The sequence below is a fragment of the Microbacterium fluminis genome (assembly GCF_051549805.1).
Classification (GTDB): domain Bacteria; phylum Actinomycetota; class Actinomycetes; order Actinomycetales; family Microbacteriaceae; genus Microbacterium.
Window position 1 is genome coordinate 1,880,973 of the sequence record NZ_CP196042.1, and the last position, 15,031, is coordinate 1,896,003.

Consider the following 15,031-nt stretch of genomic DNA (forward strand, 5'->3'; position numbering starts at 1 on the left):
TGACGGCCCCGGGCGACAGCATCCGTCGTCTCCTGCCGATCCGTGCACAGCTGGTCCGCGGACGGCGTCGAGGTCGCACGGGGGAGGAGCGGATGCCTCACACCCGTCACATGCGCCCCAATACCGCGAAACTCGCGTCCGGTGCAAGGTGCGGCGACACGCCGCCCGTAGGGTGTCCGTGTGTGGCGAGCAGACAGCAGCGCCGTGGTCGGCGAACAGGATGCCGGAGCCGCGGCATCCGTGGATCCCGGCCGGCTCGACCTGTCCGAGCCCGGCGTCACCGTCGTGCACGCCGCCGCCACCGAGCGCGACCGCCTGCGCCTGCAGTCGGCGGAGCTGGGCGGGCGCTCGACGCTGCTGCACTTCTCCGACGCCGCCGACGCGGGCATCGAGATCACCAAGGCGCACCCCGGCAGCCTCCCGCAGTTCATCACGGGGCGCTCGACGCTGCTGTCGGGTCTGTTCCGTGACGAGGTCGCCCTCCGCAACGCGCGGCTGGCCGCCGAGCGCATCACCACCAAGAACGTCGAGCTGCGCACCGCGCGCGGCATCGAGCCCGTGCACCTCGCCGTGGGACTGGCGAGCTGGATGCTGGGCGACGAGTCGTTCACCGCGCCGGTGCTGCTGCGACCGCTCGCGATCCGCCGCCACCACGCCGACTTCGAACTGAAGCTGCACGGCTCGTTCTCGGTCAACCCCGAGTTCATCCGCGCGCTCCGCACGCAGTTCGGACTGCGTCTGAACGCCCCCGCGCTGGCCGCCGCCGCCTACGACGAGGGCGTGTTCAAACCGCAGCCGGTGATCGACCTGCTGCGCTCGCTCACCTCGTCGATCGAGTCCTTCACGGTGCGACCGCGGCTGGTCGTGTCCACCTACGCCGACATCGGCTCGGCGATGGAGCGCGACGCCGCCGATCTCGACCACCCCGTGCTCAACGCCCTCGCCGGACACCTCGCCGACCGCGAGGCGTTCACCGTGCGCCGCGCGGCGGTCACCCCGCCCAACCCCGACGAGCGCCCGCCCGCCGCCGACACGCTCCTGCTCGACGCCGACGCCGAGCAGGAGGCCGTGCTCGCACGCATCACCGCAGGCCACTCGCTCGCCGTGCACACCCTCCCCGGCACGGGCGGCACCCAGACCGTCATCAACGCCGTGGGCGCGCTCGTGCGCGAAGGCAAGCGCGTGCTCGTGGTGAGCGCCCGCCGCTCCACCCTCGAGGGGGTGCGGCACCGACTGGCCGGCATCGGCCTCGGCGGACTGGCCGTCACGCCCCGTCACCTGCAGCGCGACCTCATCCGCGCGATCGGCCGCAACGAGAAGGCGCAGACGCCCAAGGTCGCCGACATCGACGACGCGCTGGTGCGGCTGCGCGGCGTGCTGCGCGACTACCGCTCGGCGGTCACCCGTCGCCACGACGGGCTGGGCGTCTCGGCGCTGGAGATCCTCCGCGCGCTCACCGGGCTGGCCGCCCGCACCCCGCAGCCGGCCACCGCCGCCCGGTTCGACCAGCCCACGCTCGCGCGGCTGGCGCACACCCGCCCCGAGGCGGCGAAGATGCTCGCCGACGCCGCGCGACTGGGCGAGTTCCGCTTCGGCCCCGACGACTCGCCCTGGTACGGCGTCACCTTCTCCACCACCGAGTCCGCGCGTGCTGCCCACGATCTCGCGGCGAAGCTCCACCGTCGCGATGTGCCGGCGCTGCTCGAGCGCGGCTACGAGCTCATCGCGCAGACGCGGATGCGTCCGTTCCACACCCTCGCGGAGCTGGGCATCTACCTGCGCGTGCTGCGCGGCATCCGCGATTCGCTCGACAAGTTCAGCCCGACCGTGTTCGAGCGTCCGCTCGGCGAGCTCATCCAGGCGCACGGCCCGCGGCGCGATTCGCCCGAGATGACCAGCGCCAACCGACGTCGGCTCAAGCGGCTCTCCCGCGAGTACCTGCGCCCGGGCGTGCACATGCCCGACATGTACGAGGCGCTCGTGCGCGTGCAGCAGCAGCGCACCGAGTGGCAGCGGTTCGTCGACGCCGGGGTCACTCCCGAGGTGCCGCTCGGGCTCGCCGACGTGCACGTGGCCTGGCAGCGCGTCGACGCCGAACTCGGCGAGATCGACACCGTGCTGCGCCGCAGCGACGCCGACCGGCTCGTCGGCCTGCCGGTGAAGACCCTGGTGCGCACGCTCGCGGGGCTCGCGGCAGAGTCCGAGGTGTTCGACAACCTCGTCGAGCGCGCCACGCTGCGCACCCGCCTGGCCGCGCTCGGCCTCGAGCCGCTGCTGCTCGAGCTGTCGGTGCGCCACGTGCCCGAGGACCGGGTGGGCGCCGAACTCGAGTACGCCTGGTGGCAGTCCGCCCTCGAGCATCTGCTGACCTCCGACCGGGCGCTGCTCGGAGCCAACACGGCCGTGGTCGACCGGCTCGAGCGCGACTTCCGGCTCGTCGACGAGGCGCACGCCGCCGCATCCGGCCCGCTCCTGGCCGCCTCCCTCGCGACCCAGTGGCGCATCGGGATCGTGGACCGCGCGGACGAGGCCGACGCCCTCAAGCGCGCCCTGAAGAACGGTGCGACCACTCCCGAGGAGTTCATCGGCGTCGCGCCCGCCCTGCTGCGCACGCTCGCGCCGGTGTGGATCGCCTCGCCCTACGACGTGCCCTCGATCCCCGCCGAGTACGACTTCGACGTCGTGCTGATCGCGGATGCCGCGGCGCTCTGCGTCGCCGAGGCGGCACCCGCGCTGCGCCGTGGCCGCCAGATCGTGGTGTTCGGCGACCCGGTCACCCAGAAGCCCACGCCCTTCCGTGTCGCCTCGAGCGTGCCCGCGCCGTCGGACGACGACGCGCACGAGCCCTTCGACGCCGTGTCCGTCTTCGAGCGGCTCGCCGACCTGCTGCCTGTGGAGACCCTCACCCGCAGCTACCGCGCCGGAGGAGAGGATCTCGCCGAGCTCGTCAACGACGCGTTCTACGGCGGCGAGATCGTGTCGCTGCCATGGGCCGGCTCCTACCTCGGCCGCGGCAGCCTGAGCGTCGACTACGTCGAGGGCGGCACCGGTGCGCCGCACCCGATCACCGGTGCGGTGGAGAGCCCCGATGCCGAGGTGGCGCGTGTGGTGACCCTCGTCGTCGAGCACGCCGTCAACCGCGGATCCGAGTCGCTCATGGTCGTCACCGCGTCGCCGCGCCACGCCGAACGGGTACGCGCCGCGGTGGATGCCGCCTTCGCCGGCCGATCCGATGTCGCGGACTTCGTCTCGCGCGACACCGCCGAGCCTTTCGCCGTGCTCAGCCTCGACGAGTCGGTGGCCGAGAGCCGCGACCGCGTGATCTTCTCGCTCGGGTTCGGGCTCACCAAGCACGGCCGCGTCCTGAGCGACTTCGGCGACCTGTCGACCCCCGACGGAGAGCGCCTGCTCACGGTCGGGATGACGCGCGCCCGCCGCTCGATGGTGATCGTGTCCTCGATCCGCCCCTCGGCGTTCGACGACGGCCGACTCGAGCACGGCGCCGCCACCCTCATGGGCATCCTCGGCGGCATCGCCGCCCGTGCACGCGAGGCGCGGCTCGAAGACCTCGCCGACCCGCTCACCCTCGCCCTCGCCCGCGAGCTGCGCCGCCTCGGCATCGCCGTCGACGTGCACTACCGCGGACTGCTGCCGCTGGTCGCGCAGCACGGCGGCAAGGCGGTGGTCGCCGAGAGCGACCCCGAGACCACGGGGGACTCGCTGCGCGAATCGCTGCGACTGCGCCCGCAGATCCTCCGCCGTCTGGGCTGGCACTACGTGCGCGTGCACGCGTTCGACCTCTACAGCGACCCCGCCGCGGTCGCGGTCAAGATCGCCGGGCTGCTCGGGATGGAGGCGCCCACCCGCACGTCCGACGCCGACACGCAGCCGCTCGATGTCGGCGACTGAGCACCCCGCGCCCGAGAACGCCCGTCAGCGCGTCGAGAAGGTCGTCGGCAGCCGTCGTGCCCGGCTGACGCCCGCGCCCGGGTCGACGGCGGAACCCGTCCCCGCGGACGAGGAGGCGGATGCCGCGGCATCCGACTCGTCCGAAGGCTCCGGGCCCAACGACGCGCGGCTGCGAGCGGACAAGCCGCCGCACTACTGACGCGCTACTGGTTGAGGTCGCGGCGCAGCGTCTGCGACGGAGCCGCGGGAGCTGTCGCGCCGCTCTTCTCGAGCAGGTCGCGGATCTGCACCAGCAGCTCCTGCTCGGTGGGCAGCTGCGGCTCGTCCGGCTCCTTCTCCACGCCGGCCTTGGCCGCGGCGCGCTCCTTGAAGTGGTTCATCGGCATGACGAACACGAAGTACACGATCGCCGCGACCGCGAGGAAGTTGATGATCGCCACGATGATGTTGCCGAACTCGAAGGTCGACGTGCCGCCCGTGATCGTCGGGACCTCCCAGACCCAGTGGCTGAGGTCGCCCACCTGGAACAGTGCGCCGATGAGCGGATTGATGAGCCCCTGCACGAGGGCCGTCACGATCGCGGTGAACGCGGCGCCGATGACCACCGCGACGGCCAGGTCGATGACGTTCCCGCGGAGGATGAACTCCTTGAAGCCCTTGATCATGTCGTACTCCTCAGTGTCTCCGACCGGCGACGATCAGGATGCCGTCGCGGCCGGGGAGGCCTTCGTCTCCGACTTCGATGATGGCGAAGATGACCCGGCGTCGCCACTCGACGCGGCCGCAGGGCTCGAGGGGGACGTGCTGTCGCCGGTGCCGCCGGAGCGCGAGTCGGTGCGGTAGAAGCCCGAGCCGTTGAAGGTCACGCCGATCGAGCCGTACTCCTTGCGCAGCACGCCGCCGCATTCGGGGCACTCGGTGAGCGTGGGATCGGCGAAGGACTGCACCGCGTCGAAGCGGTGACCGCACTGCTTGCAGGCGTAGGCGTAGGTGGGCATGGGCTCTCTCGGTGAGTCAGCGCCGCGGGGACGCGAGGGTGAGCGTGCGGGTCGGGGTGACGACGCCGGTCACGGGCTGGTCGTGGATCTCACGCGGCACCTCGTCGAGGAGCTCGGAGTCGTAGATGACGGCGTAGACGGGCGGGCAGCCCTCCATCGAGCCGATGGTCTTGTCGAAGAACCCGCGCCCCCAGCCCAGCCGCATCCCGGAGCGGTCGACGGCGGCGGCGGGGATGACGAGCAGGTCGACGTCGTTGACGGCGATCGGGCCGAGCAGTTCGCCCACCGGCTCGGGCAGTCCGAGCAGCCCCTCGGCGATGTCGCCGTCGGGGGTGGCGACGGCCCAGTCGAGCAGACCGTCGCTGCGAGTGACCGGAAGCAGGACCCGGATGCCGCGTCGCACCGCCTCCGTCACGAACGCGTGCGTGTCGGGCTCGCCGGTGGTGGACAGGTAGCAGGAGATCGAGCGGGCGCCGGTGCGCTCCACGAGGTCGTCGAGCTGTGCGCGCAAGCCCGCCGACGCGGCATCCCGCGCCGCCTGCGACAGCAGCTGGCGGCGCTCGCGCAGCTCCGCGCGCAGCGCCCGCTTCTCGTGACCTATGTCATCGGACATGTCAACGATTCTAGGCGGGCGGAGCGGATGCCTCGCCGTCGTGTGCTCGGCGCGCGACGGCCGCATCGCTAAGGTGTCCGTATGTCGCTGAAGCCGTTCAAAGCCGTGATCCCCGCCGCCGGACTCGGCACCCGCTTCCTGCCCGCCACCAAGGCGATGCCGAAGGAGATGCTCCCGGTCGTCGACAAGCCCGCCATCCAGTACGTGGTGGAAGAGGCGACTCTGGCAGGCATCCAGGACATCCTGATCATCATCGGTCGCAACAAGAACGCGCTGTCGAACCACTTCGACTCGGTGCCCGAGCTCGAGCACAGCCTCACCCGCAAGGGCGACCACGACAAGCTCGCCAAGGTGCAGCGCTCCAGCGACCTCGCCGACATCCACTTCGTGCGCCAGGGCGAGCCCAAGGGGCTCGGCCACGCGGTCTTCCGCGCGAAGGCGCACGTCGGCGACTCGCCCTTCGCCGTGCTGCTGGGCGACGACCTCATCGACGAGCGCGACGAGCTGCTCACCACCATGCTCGAGCTGCACCGCAGCACCGGCGCCGCCGTGGTCGCCCTGATGGAGGTCGACCCCGAGAGCATCCACCTCTACGGCGCCGCCGCCGTCGAGCCGACCGACGACGACGCGATCGTGAAGATCACCGGACTGGTCGAGAAGCCGAAGGCCGAGGACGCGCCGTCCAACTACGCCGTGATCGGCCGCTACGTGTTCGCGCCGACCGTGTTCGACATCCTCGAGCGCACCGAGCCGGGCAAGGGCGGCGAGATCCAGCTCACCGACGCGCTGCAGGAGCTGGCCGCAGACCCCGCCGGACCGGGCGTGTACGGCGTGGTGTTCCGTGGCCGTCGCTACGACACCGGCGATAAGCTGGACTACATCAAGGCCATCGTGCAGCTCGCCGCCGACCGCGACGATCTCGGACCCGAGCTGCGACCCTGGTTCAAGGAGTTCGCGTCGTCGCTCTGACGGCGCCGGTGGATGCTCGATGAGGGGGATCGCATGGACGTGATGGCCCCTCAGCGGCACGGCCCGATCTCGTTGCGCGTCGTCCGCCAGCGCGACGCGCGCGTGCTGCAGAACGAGCTCATCGGCAACCGCTCGTGGCTGCGGCCGTGGGAGGCGACGAGCCCCGACGGCCCGGTCTCGTTCGACATGCGCATCGGCGTGCGCCGACTGCTGCAGCAGTACCGGGACGGCACCGGAGTGCCGTTCGTGATGGAGTACGACGGCGAGATCGCCGGGCAGCTGAACGTGTGGGGCGTCGCCCGCGGATCGCTCGCCTCCGCGACGATTGGATACTGGGTGAGCGAGCGGTTCGCCGGCCGCGGGATCACCCCGACGGCCGTGGCGATGGCCACCGACATCGCGTTCCGCGAGATGATGCTGCACCGCATGGAGATCTGCATCCGGCCCGAGAACCACGCCAGCCTGCGGGTGGTGGAGAAGCTCGGGTTCCGCTACGAGGGCCTGCGCCGCCGGTACATCCACATCAACGGGGACTGGCGTGATCACTACGCCTTCGCCCTGGTGCGCGAAGAGGTGCCCGAGGGCGTGCTCACCCGGTGGGTGGAAGGCCGCGCACCCCAGGACGCCGCCGCGATCCCGCCCGCCGACCGCCTGCACGCCTGAGCCGCGGCATCCGTCGTCCTGCGGCCCTCGGTGGTGCGTGCCGGGCGTAGCCTCGAGCCATGCAGACCGGTTTCCACTTCTGGAACTACTCCGTGCCCGGCGTCCCCGTGACGCTCCCCTCCGTCATCGCCGAGACCGCCCGCACCGCGGAGCAGGGCGGATTCGCCCAGTTCACCGTCATGGACCACTGGTTCCAGATGGAGCGCGTCGCACCCGCGACCGAGCCCATGCTCGAGGCGTACACGACCCTCGGCTTCATCGCCGCGAACACCGAGCGGATGCGGCTGGGCCCGCTCGTGGTCGGAGTGACCTACCGGCACCCCGGACTCCTCGTGAAGACCGCCACCACACTCGACGTGCTCAGCGGGGGCCGGTCGATGCTCGGGATCGGCGCCGCCTGGTACGAGCGCGAGCATCACGCCCTCGGTGTGCCGTACCCGGCGATCTCGGAGCGGTTCGAGCGCCTCGAGGAGACGCTGCGGATCGCGCAGCAGATGTGGAGCGACGACGACGGCCCGTTCGAGGGGGCGTACTACCGCCTCGGCGAGACGATCGGCGAGCCCCGCCCCGTGCAGTCTCCGCCGCCCATCATGATCGGCGGGAAGGGCGAGAAGAAGACGCTGCGCCTGGCCGCCCAATATGCGCAGATCGTGAACCTCACCTCCGCGGATCCCACCGAGGTCGCGCATCTCCTGGACGTGCTGCGCGCGCATTGCGACCGTCTCGGCACCGACTACGACGCGATCGAGAAGACCGTGATCGCCTCGGCGCGCGATCCTTTCGAGCCGGACTTCCTGCCCCAGATGGAGAAGCTCGCCGCGCTCGGCATCACGATGGTGGTGCTCGGCGTGCGCCAGCCCGACCCGGTCGGGTGGGCCGCGCGTCTCGGCGACGAGGTCGTACCGGCGCTGGCCGGGCTGTGATCGACCGCCGTCTTCCAACCTTCAGGTAGAGGTTGAGACGCGACACGCGAACGGCTCCGCGGTCTTGAGGGCATCGTCGCCTACCGTGGGACCCATGGGCGGGCCGGTGCTGGGTGGGGGAGTGATCGTGCTCGTCGCCGTGCTCCTGTGGCTGGTGTACCTGCTGCCCAGCTGGCATCAGCGCCGCCAGTACGACGCCGCCGAACGCAATGCGGTCCGTCTCAACCAGGCGCTGCGCATCCTCGCCGAGACGAGCGAGACGCCCGGAGAGGTGCGCCTCGAGCTCAACGCCCGCACGGCGATGGCGCAGCAGCGACTGGCGCGCCAGGCGATCGCCGAACGCGAGCAGGTCGCCCTCGAGGAGGCGCGCGTCGACCTCGAGCGCGCACGCCGGGAACGCGCCGCGGCCGAGGTCGCCGCCCGTGACACGATCCGCGCCGATCGGGCGGAGGCGCACGCCGCCGAGGAACGCGCCCGAACCGCCGCACGGGCCGCGGAAGCCCGCGCCCGGGCCGAGGCGGCCGCCGACCGTGCGCGACCGGAGGCCCGCCGTGCGCGCGCCCGCCGTGGCATGCGCGTCGTCGCCCTCGTGCTGGGTGCGGCCGGGCTCGCCGCCGGCGGGTGGGGTGCGTGGCAGATCGTCTCCGTCGGCTCGGCGCTGTGGGCCTGGGTCGGCGGTGCGGCCGCGGTCGTGTCCCTTCTCACGCTGCAGCGGCTGTCGCGGGTCGCCTCCCGCGCGGTGGCCCGTCCGGCGGCGCAGACCGCGCGCACGGCGCAGGCCGACATGCAGTCCGACCTCCAGGATGTCGCGCTCGACGCGGCGCCCCGCAGGCAGTGGGCTCCGCGCGAGCTGCCCCGACCGCTCACGGCGTCCGCCGGGTCCCGCGCGGCGGCGGTGCTCGACGCCGAGGCCGCGCGCGAGGCGCTCCGGCAGGCCGCCGTCGAACAGGTGATGCGCGATCGGGCCGAGGCCCGGCGGCCGCCGTCGATCGACACCGCGCGCACCGCCCGGCCCGCGGCATCCGCGGAATTCTCGCGGATGGGCGTCGTCGACGACGCCGAGATCGAGGCGCACGTGCGGCGCCTCCTCGAGCGCCGCGCAGTCGGCCAGTAGCACCCGCCGCGTTCGAGGCCGCCCGGTGCGGCGTGATAATGTTGCGGAGGTTCATGGGCCTGTGGCGCAGCTGGTAGCGCACCTCGTTCGCATCGAGGGGGTCAGGGGTTCGAGTCCCCTCAGGTCCACGTTCCGAAGGCCCCCGCGAGAGCGGGGGCCTTCGTCTTCTCCGGCTGGTCAGTCGGCGTCGACCGCCGTGTCCGTGTCGCTCGTGTCGACCTCGACGAACTCGACGTCGAGGTCGTCGTCGAGCTGTGCGCGGATCCACGCATCGGGGAACTGGCGCGGTGCGTGGAACGAGAGCAGCGTGGCGCCGGGGAACACTGCGATGGAGTGGATCTCCAGATCCTCGCGCAGGTCGATCGTCTCGGTGATCTCGTTCGGGTCTCCTGCGGCCTCCTCGATCTCGGTCGCGATGGCGTCGACGACCTGCCGCCACCGTCGCTCGGAGATCGCGAGGATGCGCGCCGTCGCGTCGACGAGCGCCTCCAGGTCGGGCTCGTCGTCGTCGTCGGTCTCGGGATCGACGTTGACGGTCACATCGACGTCGGCCGCGTCCAGCCGTGTGCGGCCGAAGACGTCCTCGACATCCACGGTCGCCTCGTCGAGGACGCCGCGCGCGGTGAGGAGGTTCTGCAGGGTGGCGAGGTCAGCGGTGGGCATGCAGCCATTCTGGCGGGTGCGGATGCCTCGAACGCCGCCGCCCGTCCCCGGCCCGCAGATCAGCGGGTCAGCGGGCGCGGAGGTCCTTGCGGAGGATCTTGCCCGCGCTGGACTTGGGGATCGCGTCGATGAACTCCACGCGGCGCACCTTCTTGTACGGGGCGACCTCGGCCGCGACGAACGCCATCACCTCGTCGCCTGTCAGCCCCGAGTCGGGTGCGGCGACGACGAAGGCCTTCGGGATCTCCTGTCCGTCGTCGTCGAGCACGCCGATGACCGCGGCATCCATCACCTTCGGGTGCGACAGCAGCAGCGCCTCCAGCTCGGCGGGCGCGATCTGGTAGCCCTTGTACTTGATGAGCTCCTTGACGCGGTCGACGATCGAGAAGTACTCGCCCTCGTGGTAGACGGCGACGTCGCCGGTGTGCAGGAAGCCGTCGGCGTCGATCGTCTCGGCGGTGGCCTCGGGTCGGTTCAGGTAGCCGAGCATGACGTTGGGGCCGCGCACCCACAGCTCGCCCGGCCGTGTCTTGCCGTCGTCCTCGAACGCGGTGATCTCCTCGCCCGTCTCGGTGTCCACGAGCTTGCACTGCTCGTTCGGCAGCATCGTGCCGACGGAGCTCACCGGGATGTCGTCGCGCGTGTACGGCATCGCGTGCGAGACCGGGCTCAGCTCGCTCATGCCGTATCCCTGCATCATGCGGGCGTGGATGCGGCGCCCCGCCGCCTCCGCCGTCTCGCCGTCGAGCGGTGCCGCGCCCGAGAAGACGGTGTGCACGCTCGAGATGTCGAAGTCGTCGACGATCGGATGCTTCGCCAGTGCGACCGCGATCGGCGGGGCGATGTAGAGGTAGGTGCACTGGAAGCGCTGGATGTTGGTGAGGAAGTCCACCAGATCGAACCGCGGCATCGTCACGAGGCTCGCGCGCTGCCGCAGCGCGAGGTTCAGCAGAACGGTCATCCCGTAGATGTGGAAGAACGGCAGCACCGCGAGCACGCGGTCGTCGTGATGCAGGTCGATGTTGGAGCGGGACTGCTGCACGTTCGCGACCAGGTTGCGGTGGCTGAGCATCACTCCTTTCGGCGTGCCCGTCGTGCCGCTGGAGTAGGGGAGCGCGGCCACGTGCGTCGCCGGATCGATCGTCACCGCGGGTGCCTCCCGCTGCTCGGTCAGCAGTTCCCGCAGGCTTGGGTTGCCCGGCGCATCGCCCGACCCCGGTCCGTCCATGACGATGAGCTGCTCGGCGGGGATGCCCACCGCGTCGGCGGCGGCCTGCGCCCCGGCGAGGAGCGGCGTCACCGTGACGAACCACGTCGCCGCGGCATCCCGCAGCTGCGTCTCGATCTCGTGCGCGGTCGAGAGCGAGTTGATCGTGGTGACCGTCGCCCCCGCGCGCAGGATGCCGTGGAACACCGTGGCGAAGGCGGGCACGTTCGGGCACAGGAGGGCGACGACCGTGCCTGGGCCGATCCCGCGGGCGGCCAGCGCGCCGGCGAACGCGAGCACCTGGGCGCGCAACGTCCGGTACGTCGTCTCGGCGCCGCCGGCCGGATCGATGAGGGCGACCCGGTCGAGGTCGGACTCCTCGAGCGATCCGAACAGGTAGTCGTAGACGCTCAGCTCGGGGATCTCGACGTCGGGCAGCGGGCTGGTGAACATGCGGTCTCCTTCGACGCGCGGATGCGTGCCCTCATCCTGTCACCCGTGCGACCTGGTGTCACGGTTCGCGGGATCGGGTCTCGCATCCGCGAGGACGCGAGACCCGACGGCGTCAGACGAGCGCGTGCGCCGGGCGGCCTCCGGCAAGACGCTCGGCGGCCAGTCCCTCGGCCGCAGCGAGGGGGGTGACCCCGCGCGCCTCGGCCTCGGCGAAGATGCGACGGACGGTGTCGCCGATGCCGGTCACGCGATCCATGATCTCGGCGCGCGTGCCCAGGCCCTTGGCCTCGTGGTCGAGGTAGATCACCCCGCCGGCGTTCACGACGAAGTCGGGCGCGTAGAGGATGCCGCGTGCCGCGAGCCGGTCCGCGCCCTCGTGGGCGGCGAGGGGGTTGTTCGCCGGTCCGCACACCGCGCGCGCGTCGAGAGCGTCGATCACCTCGGCGGTGAGGATGCCGCCGATCCCGGCCGGCACGAACACGTCGGCGGGCACGAGGTGCTCCTCGCCGGGGGAGACCCAGCGGGCGCCGAGCTCGGCCACGAGGTCGCGCTTGGCGGGGTTCACGTCGGTGAGCGTGAGCAGAGCGCCCTCGGCGGCGAGTCGTACCGCGAGACGGCTGCCCACCTGCCCGAGCCCGGAGATGGTGATGCGGCGTCCGGCGACCTCGGCCGAGCCGGTCACCCGCTCGAGGGTCGCCTGCAGCGACGCGTACACGCCCAGGCTGGTGGGACCGGCCGGCTCGCCCGACCCGCCGCCGGACTCCGGAAGGCCCACGACGTGCGCGGTGCGCTCGCTCACCACGAGCATGTCCTCGGTCGTCGATCCGACGTCTTCGGCCGTGCGGTACAGCCCGCCCATCGACTCGACGACGTCACCGAGATCGAGGAACGCGGCGCGACGGCGCTCCGCGTCGAGCACGGTGCCCTCCGGCAGTCCGATCACCGACTTGCCGCCGCCCGCGTCGAGGCCCGCGGCCGCGTTCTTCAGCGTCATGGCCGCCGACAGCCGCAGCGCATCGCCGAGCGCGTCGCTCCAGTGCGGATAGGTCCACAGGCGCGCGCCGCCGAGCGCGGAGCCGAGCACCGAGGAGTGCAGCGCCACGGTCAGGAACAGTCCGCTCCGGCGCCCGGTCACCACCTCCACGCGCTCGTGGGTGAACTCGGGCAGGGGCAGGGCGTGGGTCATCGCGATCCTCTTTCGGGCGGCCTCGTGGGCGGTGCGCGGAGCGGATGCCTCGGCGTCGAGGCATCCGCTCCCATGAGATCACCGCACGACGAACTGATCAACCCTGCTCGCGGATGATGCGCAGAATGCTCGGTCAGAGCCGGGTCGGCGCGGTCGGATCGCGCAGACTGGAGGGTCGGGTCACCAGGCCTGGAGTCGGCGCGGAGTGAACTCGATCAGGGTGTCGAAGGTCTCGCCGATCTGCGGAAGGGGGGAGCCGTAGTCTTCGATCGCCGCGGCGTACTTCGCGCCGAACGGCTCACCGTAGTCGGCGAGCCATTCGGCGGTCGAACGCGGCGAGATCTCGGCGGTGCCGTGCAGGATGACCACGTCGTCGCCGAAGGGGCCGCCGGCGTTCAGGTGGACGAGCACGGGCGACCCGCGCCGCACATGCGCCACCTTGCCGGCGGTGGGCTCGCTGAAGACGAACAGACGGCCGTCGTCCCAGTAGAACCACACCGGCACCGCGCGCGGTGCGCCGTCTTTCGCGATGCTGACGAACCATGCGATCAGCTCGTGCTCGAGCATGCGCAGCGCCTTCGCGTGCGCAGGATCGGACAGATCGATGAGTGCGGACATGGCCCGACCGTACCGCCGGTCACCGACACGCGATAGGGGCCTCCTAGAGTGGTGCCGTGACCGCGCATCTGCACCCCCGGAGCCGCCTCGTCCATGACGCACTGCGGGCGGCCGGCATCCCCGGAGAGATCGTCGTGCTCCCGGATGCCGCCTCCACCGCGGCGCTCGCGGCGGCGGCGCTGGGCATCGAGGTGGGCGCGATCGCCAACAGCCTCGTCTTCTGGTCGGACGACGAGCCGATCCTCGTGATGACCAGCGGTGCGCACCGGGTGGACACGGCCGCCCTCGCCGCCCGTCTCGGGCGCGGGTCGATCGTGCGGGCCAGCGTCGAGCAGGTGCGGGAGGCGACCGGTCAGGCGATCGGCGGGGTGGCTCCGACGGGTCATCCGGCGCCGCTGCGGACGATCGTGGACGAGGCGCTCGCCGGCCATGACGAGATCTGGGCGGCGGGCGGCACCCCGCACACGGTGTTCCCGCTCACGTTCGACGAACTCGTGCGGCTCACGTCCGGCGACGTCCGCGCCGTGGACTGACCGCGGTCGGAGGTCGGCGTCGCGTCAGCCCCGGTGGCCGCCGAGTGCGGGGATCAGGATGTCGTCGACCAGTTCGGTCGCCGCGGCCACGTCGAGCACCTCTCGGGCGATCACGACGCGACCGAACGCCACCGAGGGCACGATCGAGACGATGGCCTCCACCGCGACGTCAGCGGGCACGACTCCCGCGTCGATCCACCGCACGATGACGGTGCGGAAGGTCGCCGCGCGCGGAGCGCCGATCATCTCGGTCGTCACCGCGCGCAGTTCGGCGTCCTGTCCGGCCGCGGTCAGCAGGCCGGCCATGATGCCCGCGAACCGGTCGTCGCCGCGCGTGTAATGCATCGCGCACGCCAGGAGGTCGCCGCGCAGCGATCCGGTGTCGGGCGCGTCGATCGGCCCGTGGAGGGATCGCACTGCGGCGACGACGAGGTCGGACTTGCTCGCGTAGCGACGGTAGACGGCGGCTTTGCCCGTTCCCGCCGCACGCGCGACGCCTTCCATCGTCATCCCGGCGTAGCCGCGCTCGACGAGCAGGTCGAGAGCCGCCCGCAGGATCGACGCGTCGACGAGCGGGTCGCGGGGCCGGCCGACGCCGACGGCGGGGGTGGTCGTGGTTGTCATGGACTCTTGCTCCTTATGGAACGGTAGCGTACCGTATTCATTACGGGACCGACCGGACCCGTAATAATCCCTCGAGCGAGGAGACCGCACCATGACCGCTTCCCCCGTCGCCGTCGCCCCGGCACGTCCCACCTCTCGCGCCCGCACCGCGGTCACCCTCGTGATCGCCGTGGCGATCGCCGTCGCGCTCAACGCGGTCGTCGCGGCGATCGCCGGGGCGGCGGGGGCGACCCCCGGCTACGGCCCGCTCACCCTGCCCGCCTACGCGCTGTTCACGGCGCTCGGCTTCGCGGCCGGATGGCTCGGATGGTCGATGATCACGCGTCGGGCCGCGCGGCCCCGCGCTGTGCTGTCGGTGCTCGTCCCCGTCGTGCTCGTGCTCTCGTTCGTGCCCGACGTGCTGCTGCTCCTGCTCGGCTTCATCCCCGGCACGACGACCGTGGCGGCCGTCGCGCTCATGGTGATGCACGTCGTGGTGGTCGCCATCGCGGTGCCCACCTTCGCCGTGCTCGCCCCGCCGCGGCGCTGACGCGCTCAGCGGGCGAGGCACTGTGCCGA

Annotated in this window: 16 protein-coding genes and 1 tRNA gene; 9 read left to right on the forward strand and 8 right to left on the reverse strand. The window is 71.8% G+C overall.

The annotated features are described in order from the left end of the window. The first annotated feature begins 180 nt into the window (after positions 1 to 180). Positions 181 to 3,909 (forward strand): AAA family ATPase, encoded by a 3,729-nt coding sequence (locus tag ACSJDX_RS09105; protein ID WP_438352368.1) that lies wholly within the window; start codon positions 181 to 183, stop codon positions 3,907 to 3,909. Further along, positions 3,896 to 4,108: a hypothetical protein gene (locus ACSJDX_RS09110; RefSeq protein WP_438352369.1), complete on the forward strand. Its 213-nt coding sequence runs from the start codon at positions 3,896 to 3,898 to the stop codon at positions 4,106 to 4,108. Before ACSJDX_RS09105 ends, ACSJDX_RS09110 begins: the two co-directional genes overlap by 14 nt. 4 nt (positions 4,109 to 4,112) lie before the next feature. Here the strand turns inward: ACSJDX_RS09110 and mscL are convergent, their stop codons facing one another. Genes mscL through ACSJDX_RS09125 form a run of 3 tightly spaced genes read right to left on the reverse strand, consistent with a single transcriptional unit; the run spans position 4,113 to position 5,520 of the window. Then, positions 4,113 to 4,574: a large conductance mechanosensitive channel protein MscL gene (gene mscL / locus ACSJDX_RS09115; RefSeq protein ID WP_438352370.1), complete on the reverse strand. Its 462-nt coding sequence runs from the start codon at positions 4,572 to 4,574 to the stop codon at positions 4,113 to 4,115. A gap of 33 nt (positions 4,575 to 4,607) precedes the next feature. Further along, positions 4,608 to 4,907, reverse strand: coding sequence for an FmdB family zinc ribbon protein (locus tag ACSJDX_RS09120; RefSeq protein WP_438352371.1), 300 nt, complete (start codon positions 4,905 to 4,907; stop codon positions 4,608 to 4,610). A 16-nt stretch (positions 4,908 to 4,923) separates the two neighbouring features. After that, positions 4,924 to 5,520: a 5-formyltetrahydrofolate cyclo-ligase gene (locus tag ACSJDX_RS09125; protein WP_438352372.1), complete on the reverse strand. Its 597-nt coding sequence runs from the start codon at positions 5,518 to 5,520 to the stop codon at positions 4,924 to 4,926. An 81-nt stretch (positions 5,521 to 5,601) separates the two neighbouring features. On the opposite strand from ACSJDX_RS09125, the gene galU reads away from it, so the two are divergent. The 5 genes from galU to ACSJDX_RS09150 all read left to right on the forward strand — a co-directional run bounded on the left by galU (position 5,602) and on the right by ACSJDX_RS09150 (position 9,317). After that, on the forward strand, positions 5,602 to 6,489 hold the full coding sequence (galU, locus tag ACSJDX_RS09130; RefSeq protein ID WP_438352373.1) for a UTP--glucose-1-phosphate uridylyltransferase GalU: 888 nt from the start codon (positions 5,602 to 5,604) through the stop codon (positions 6,487 to 6,489). A gap of 33 nt (positions 6,490 to 6,522) precedes the next feature. Next, complete coding sequence (locus ACSJDX_RS09135; RefSeq protein ID WP_438352374.1) at positions 6,523 to 7,152, forward strand: GNAT family N-acetyltransferase; 630 nt, start codon at positions 6,523 to 6,525, stop codon at positions 7,150 to 7,152. A 59-nt stretch (positions 7,153 to 7,211) separates the two neighbouring features. After that, positions 7,212 to 8,075 carry an LLM class F420-dependent oxidoreductase gene (locus tag ACSJDX_RS09140; RefSeq protein ID WP_438352375.1) on the forward strand — a complete coding sequence of 288 codons (864 nt, stop codon included), beginning with the start codon at positions 7,212 to 7,214 and terminating at the stop codon, positions 8,073 to 8,075. Positions 8,076 to 8,169: 94 nt separating this feature from the next. After that, entirely contained in the window at positions 8,170 to 9,189 is a 1,020-nt protein-coding gene (locus ACSJDX_RS09145) for a large exoprotein (RefSeq protein WP_438352376.1), read from the forward strand. Positions 9,190 to 9,244: 55 nt separating this feature from the next. After that, a tRNA-Ala gene (locus tag ACSJDX_RS09150) sits at positions 9,245 to 9,317 on the forward strand. A gap of 49 nt (positions 9,318 to 9,366) precedes the next feature. Here the strand turns inward: ACSJDX_RS09150 and ACSJDX_RS09155 are convergent. The 4 genes from ACSJDX_RS09155 to ACSJDX_RS09170 form a co-directional block, all read right to left on the reverse strand. Next, positions 9,367 to 9,852, reverse strand: a complete 486-nt coding sequence (locus tag ACSJDX_RS09155; RefSeq protein ID WP_438352377.1) for a cytochrome C5 — start codon at positions 9,850 to 9,852, stop codon at positions 9,367 to 9,369. 67 nt (positions 9,853 to 9,919) lie between these two features. After that, positions 9,920 to 11,512: an AMP-binding protein gene (locus ACSJDX_RS09160; protein ID WP_438352378.1), complete on the reverse strand. Its 1,593-nt coding sequence runs from the start codon at positions 11,510 to 11,512 to the stop codon at positions 9,920 to 9,922. A 112-nt stretch (positions 11,513 to 11,624) separates the two neighbouring features. Further along, positions 11,625 to 12,698, reverse strand: a complete 1,074-nt coding sequence (locus ACSJDX_RS09165) for a Glu/Leu/Phe/Val dehydrogenase dimerization domain-containing protein (RefSeq protein WP_438352379.1) — start codon at positions 12,696 to 12,698, stop codon at positions 11,625 to 11,627. A 180-nt stretch (positions 12,699 to 12,878) separates the two neighbouring features. Continuing rightward, positions 12,879 to 13,316 carry a pyridoxamine 5'-phosphate oxidase family protein gene (locus ACSJDX_RS09170; protein WP_438352380.1) on the reverse strand — a complete coding sequence of 146 codons (438 nt, stop codon included), beginning with the start codon at positions 13,314 to 13,316 and terminating at the stop codon, positions 12,879 to 12,881. A 56-nt stretch (positions 13,317 to 13,372) separates the two neighbouring features. Here ACSJDX_RS09170 and ACSJDX_RS09175 point away from each other — a divergent pair, with 56 nt between their 5' ends. Then, positions 13,373 to 13,849 carry a YbaK/EbsC family protein gene (locus tag ACSJDX_RS09175; protein WP_438352381.1) on the forward strand — a complete coding sequence of 159 codons (477 nt, stop codon included), beginning with the start codon at positions 13,373 to 13,375 and terminating at the stop codon, positions 13,847 to 13,849. Positions 13,850 to 13,873: 24 nt separating this feature from the next. Here the strand turns inward: ACSJDX_RS09175 and ACSJDX_RS09180 are convergent, their stop codons facing one another. Further along, positions 13,874 to 14,473, reverse strand: coding sequence for a TetR/AcrR family transcriptional regulator (locus tag ACSJDX_RS09180; RefSeq protein WP_438352382.1), 600 nt, complete (start codon positions 14,471 to 14,473; stop codon positions 13,874 to 13,876). Between the two features lie 91 nt (positions 14,474 to 14,564). On the opposite strand from ACSJDX_RS09180, the gene ACSJDX_RS09185 reads away from it, so the two are divergent. Continuing rightward, positions 14,565 to 15,002, forward strand: coding sequence for a DUF6069 family protein (locus tag ACSJDX_RS09185; RefSeq protein WP_438352383.1), 438 nt, complete (start codon positions 14,565 to 14,567; stop codon positions 15,000 to 15,002). The last annotated feature ends 29 nt before the right edge of the window (positions 15,003 to 15,031 follow it).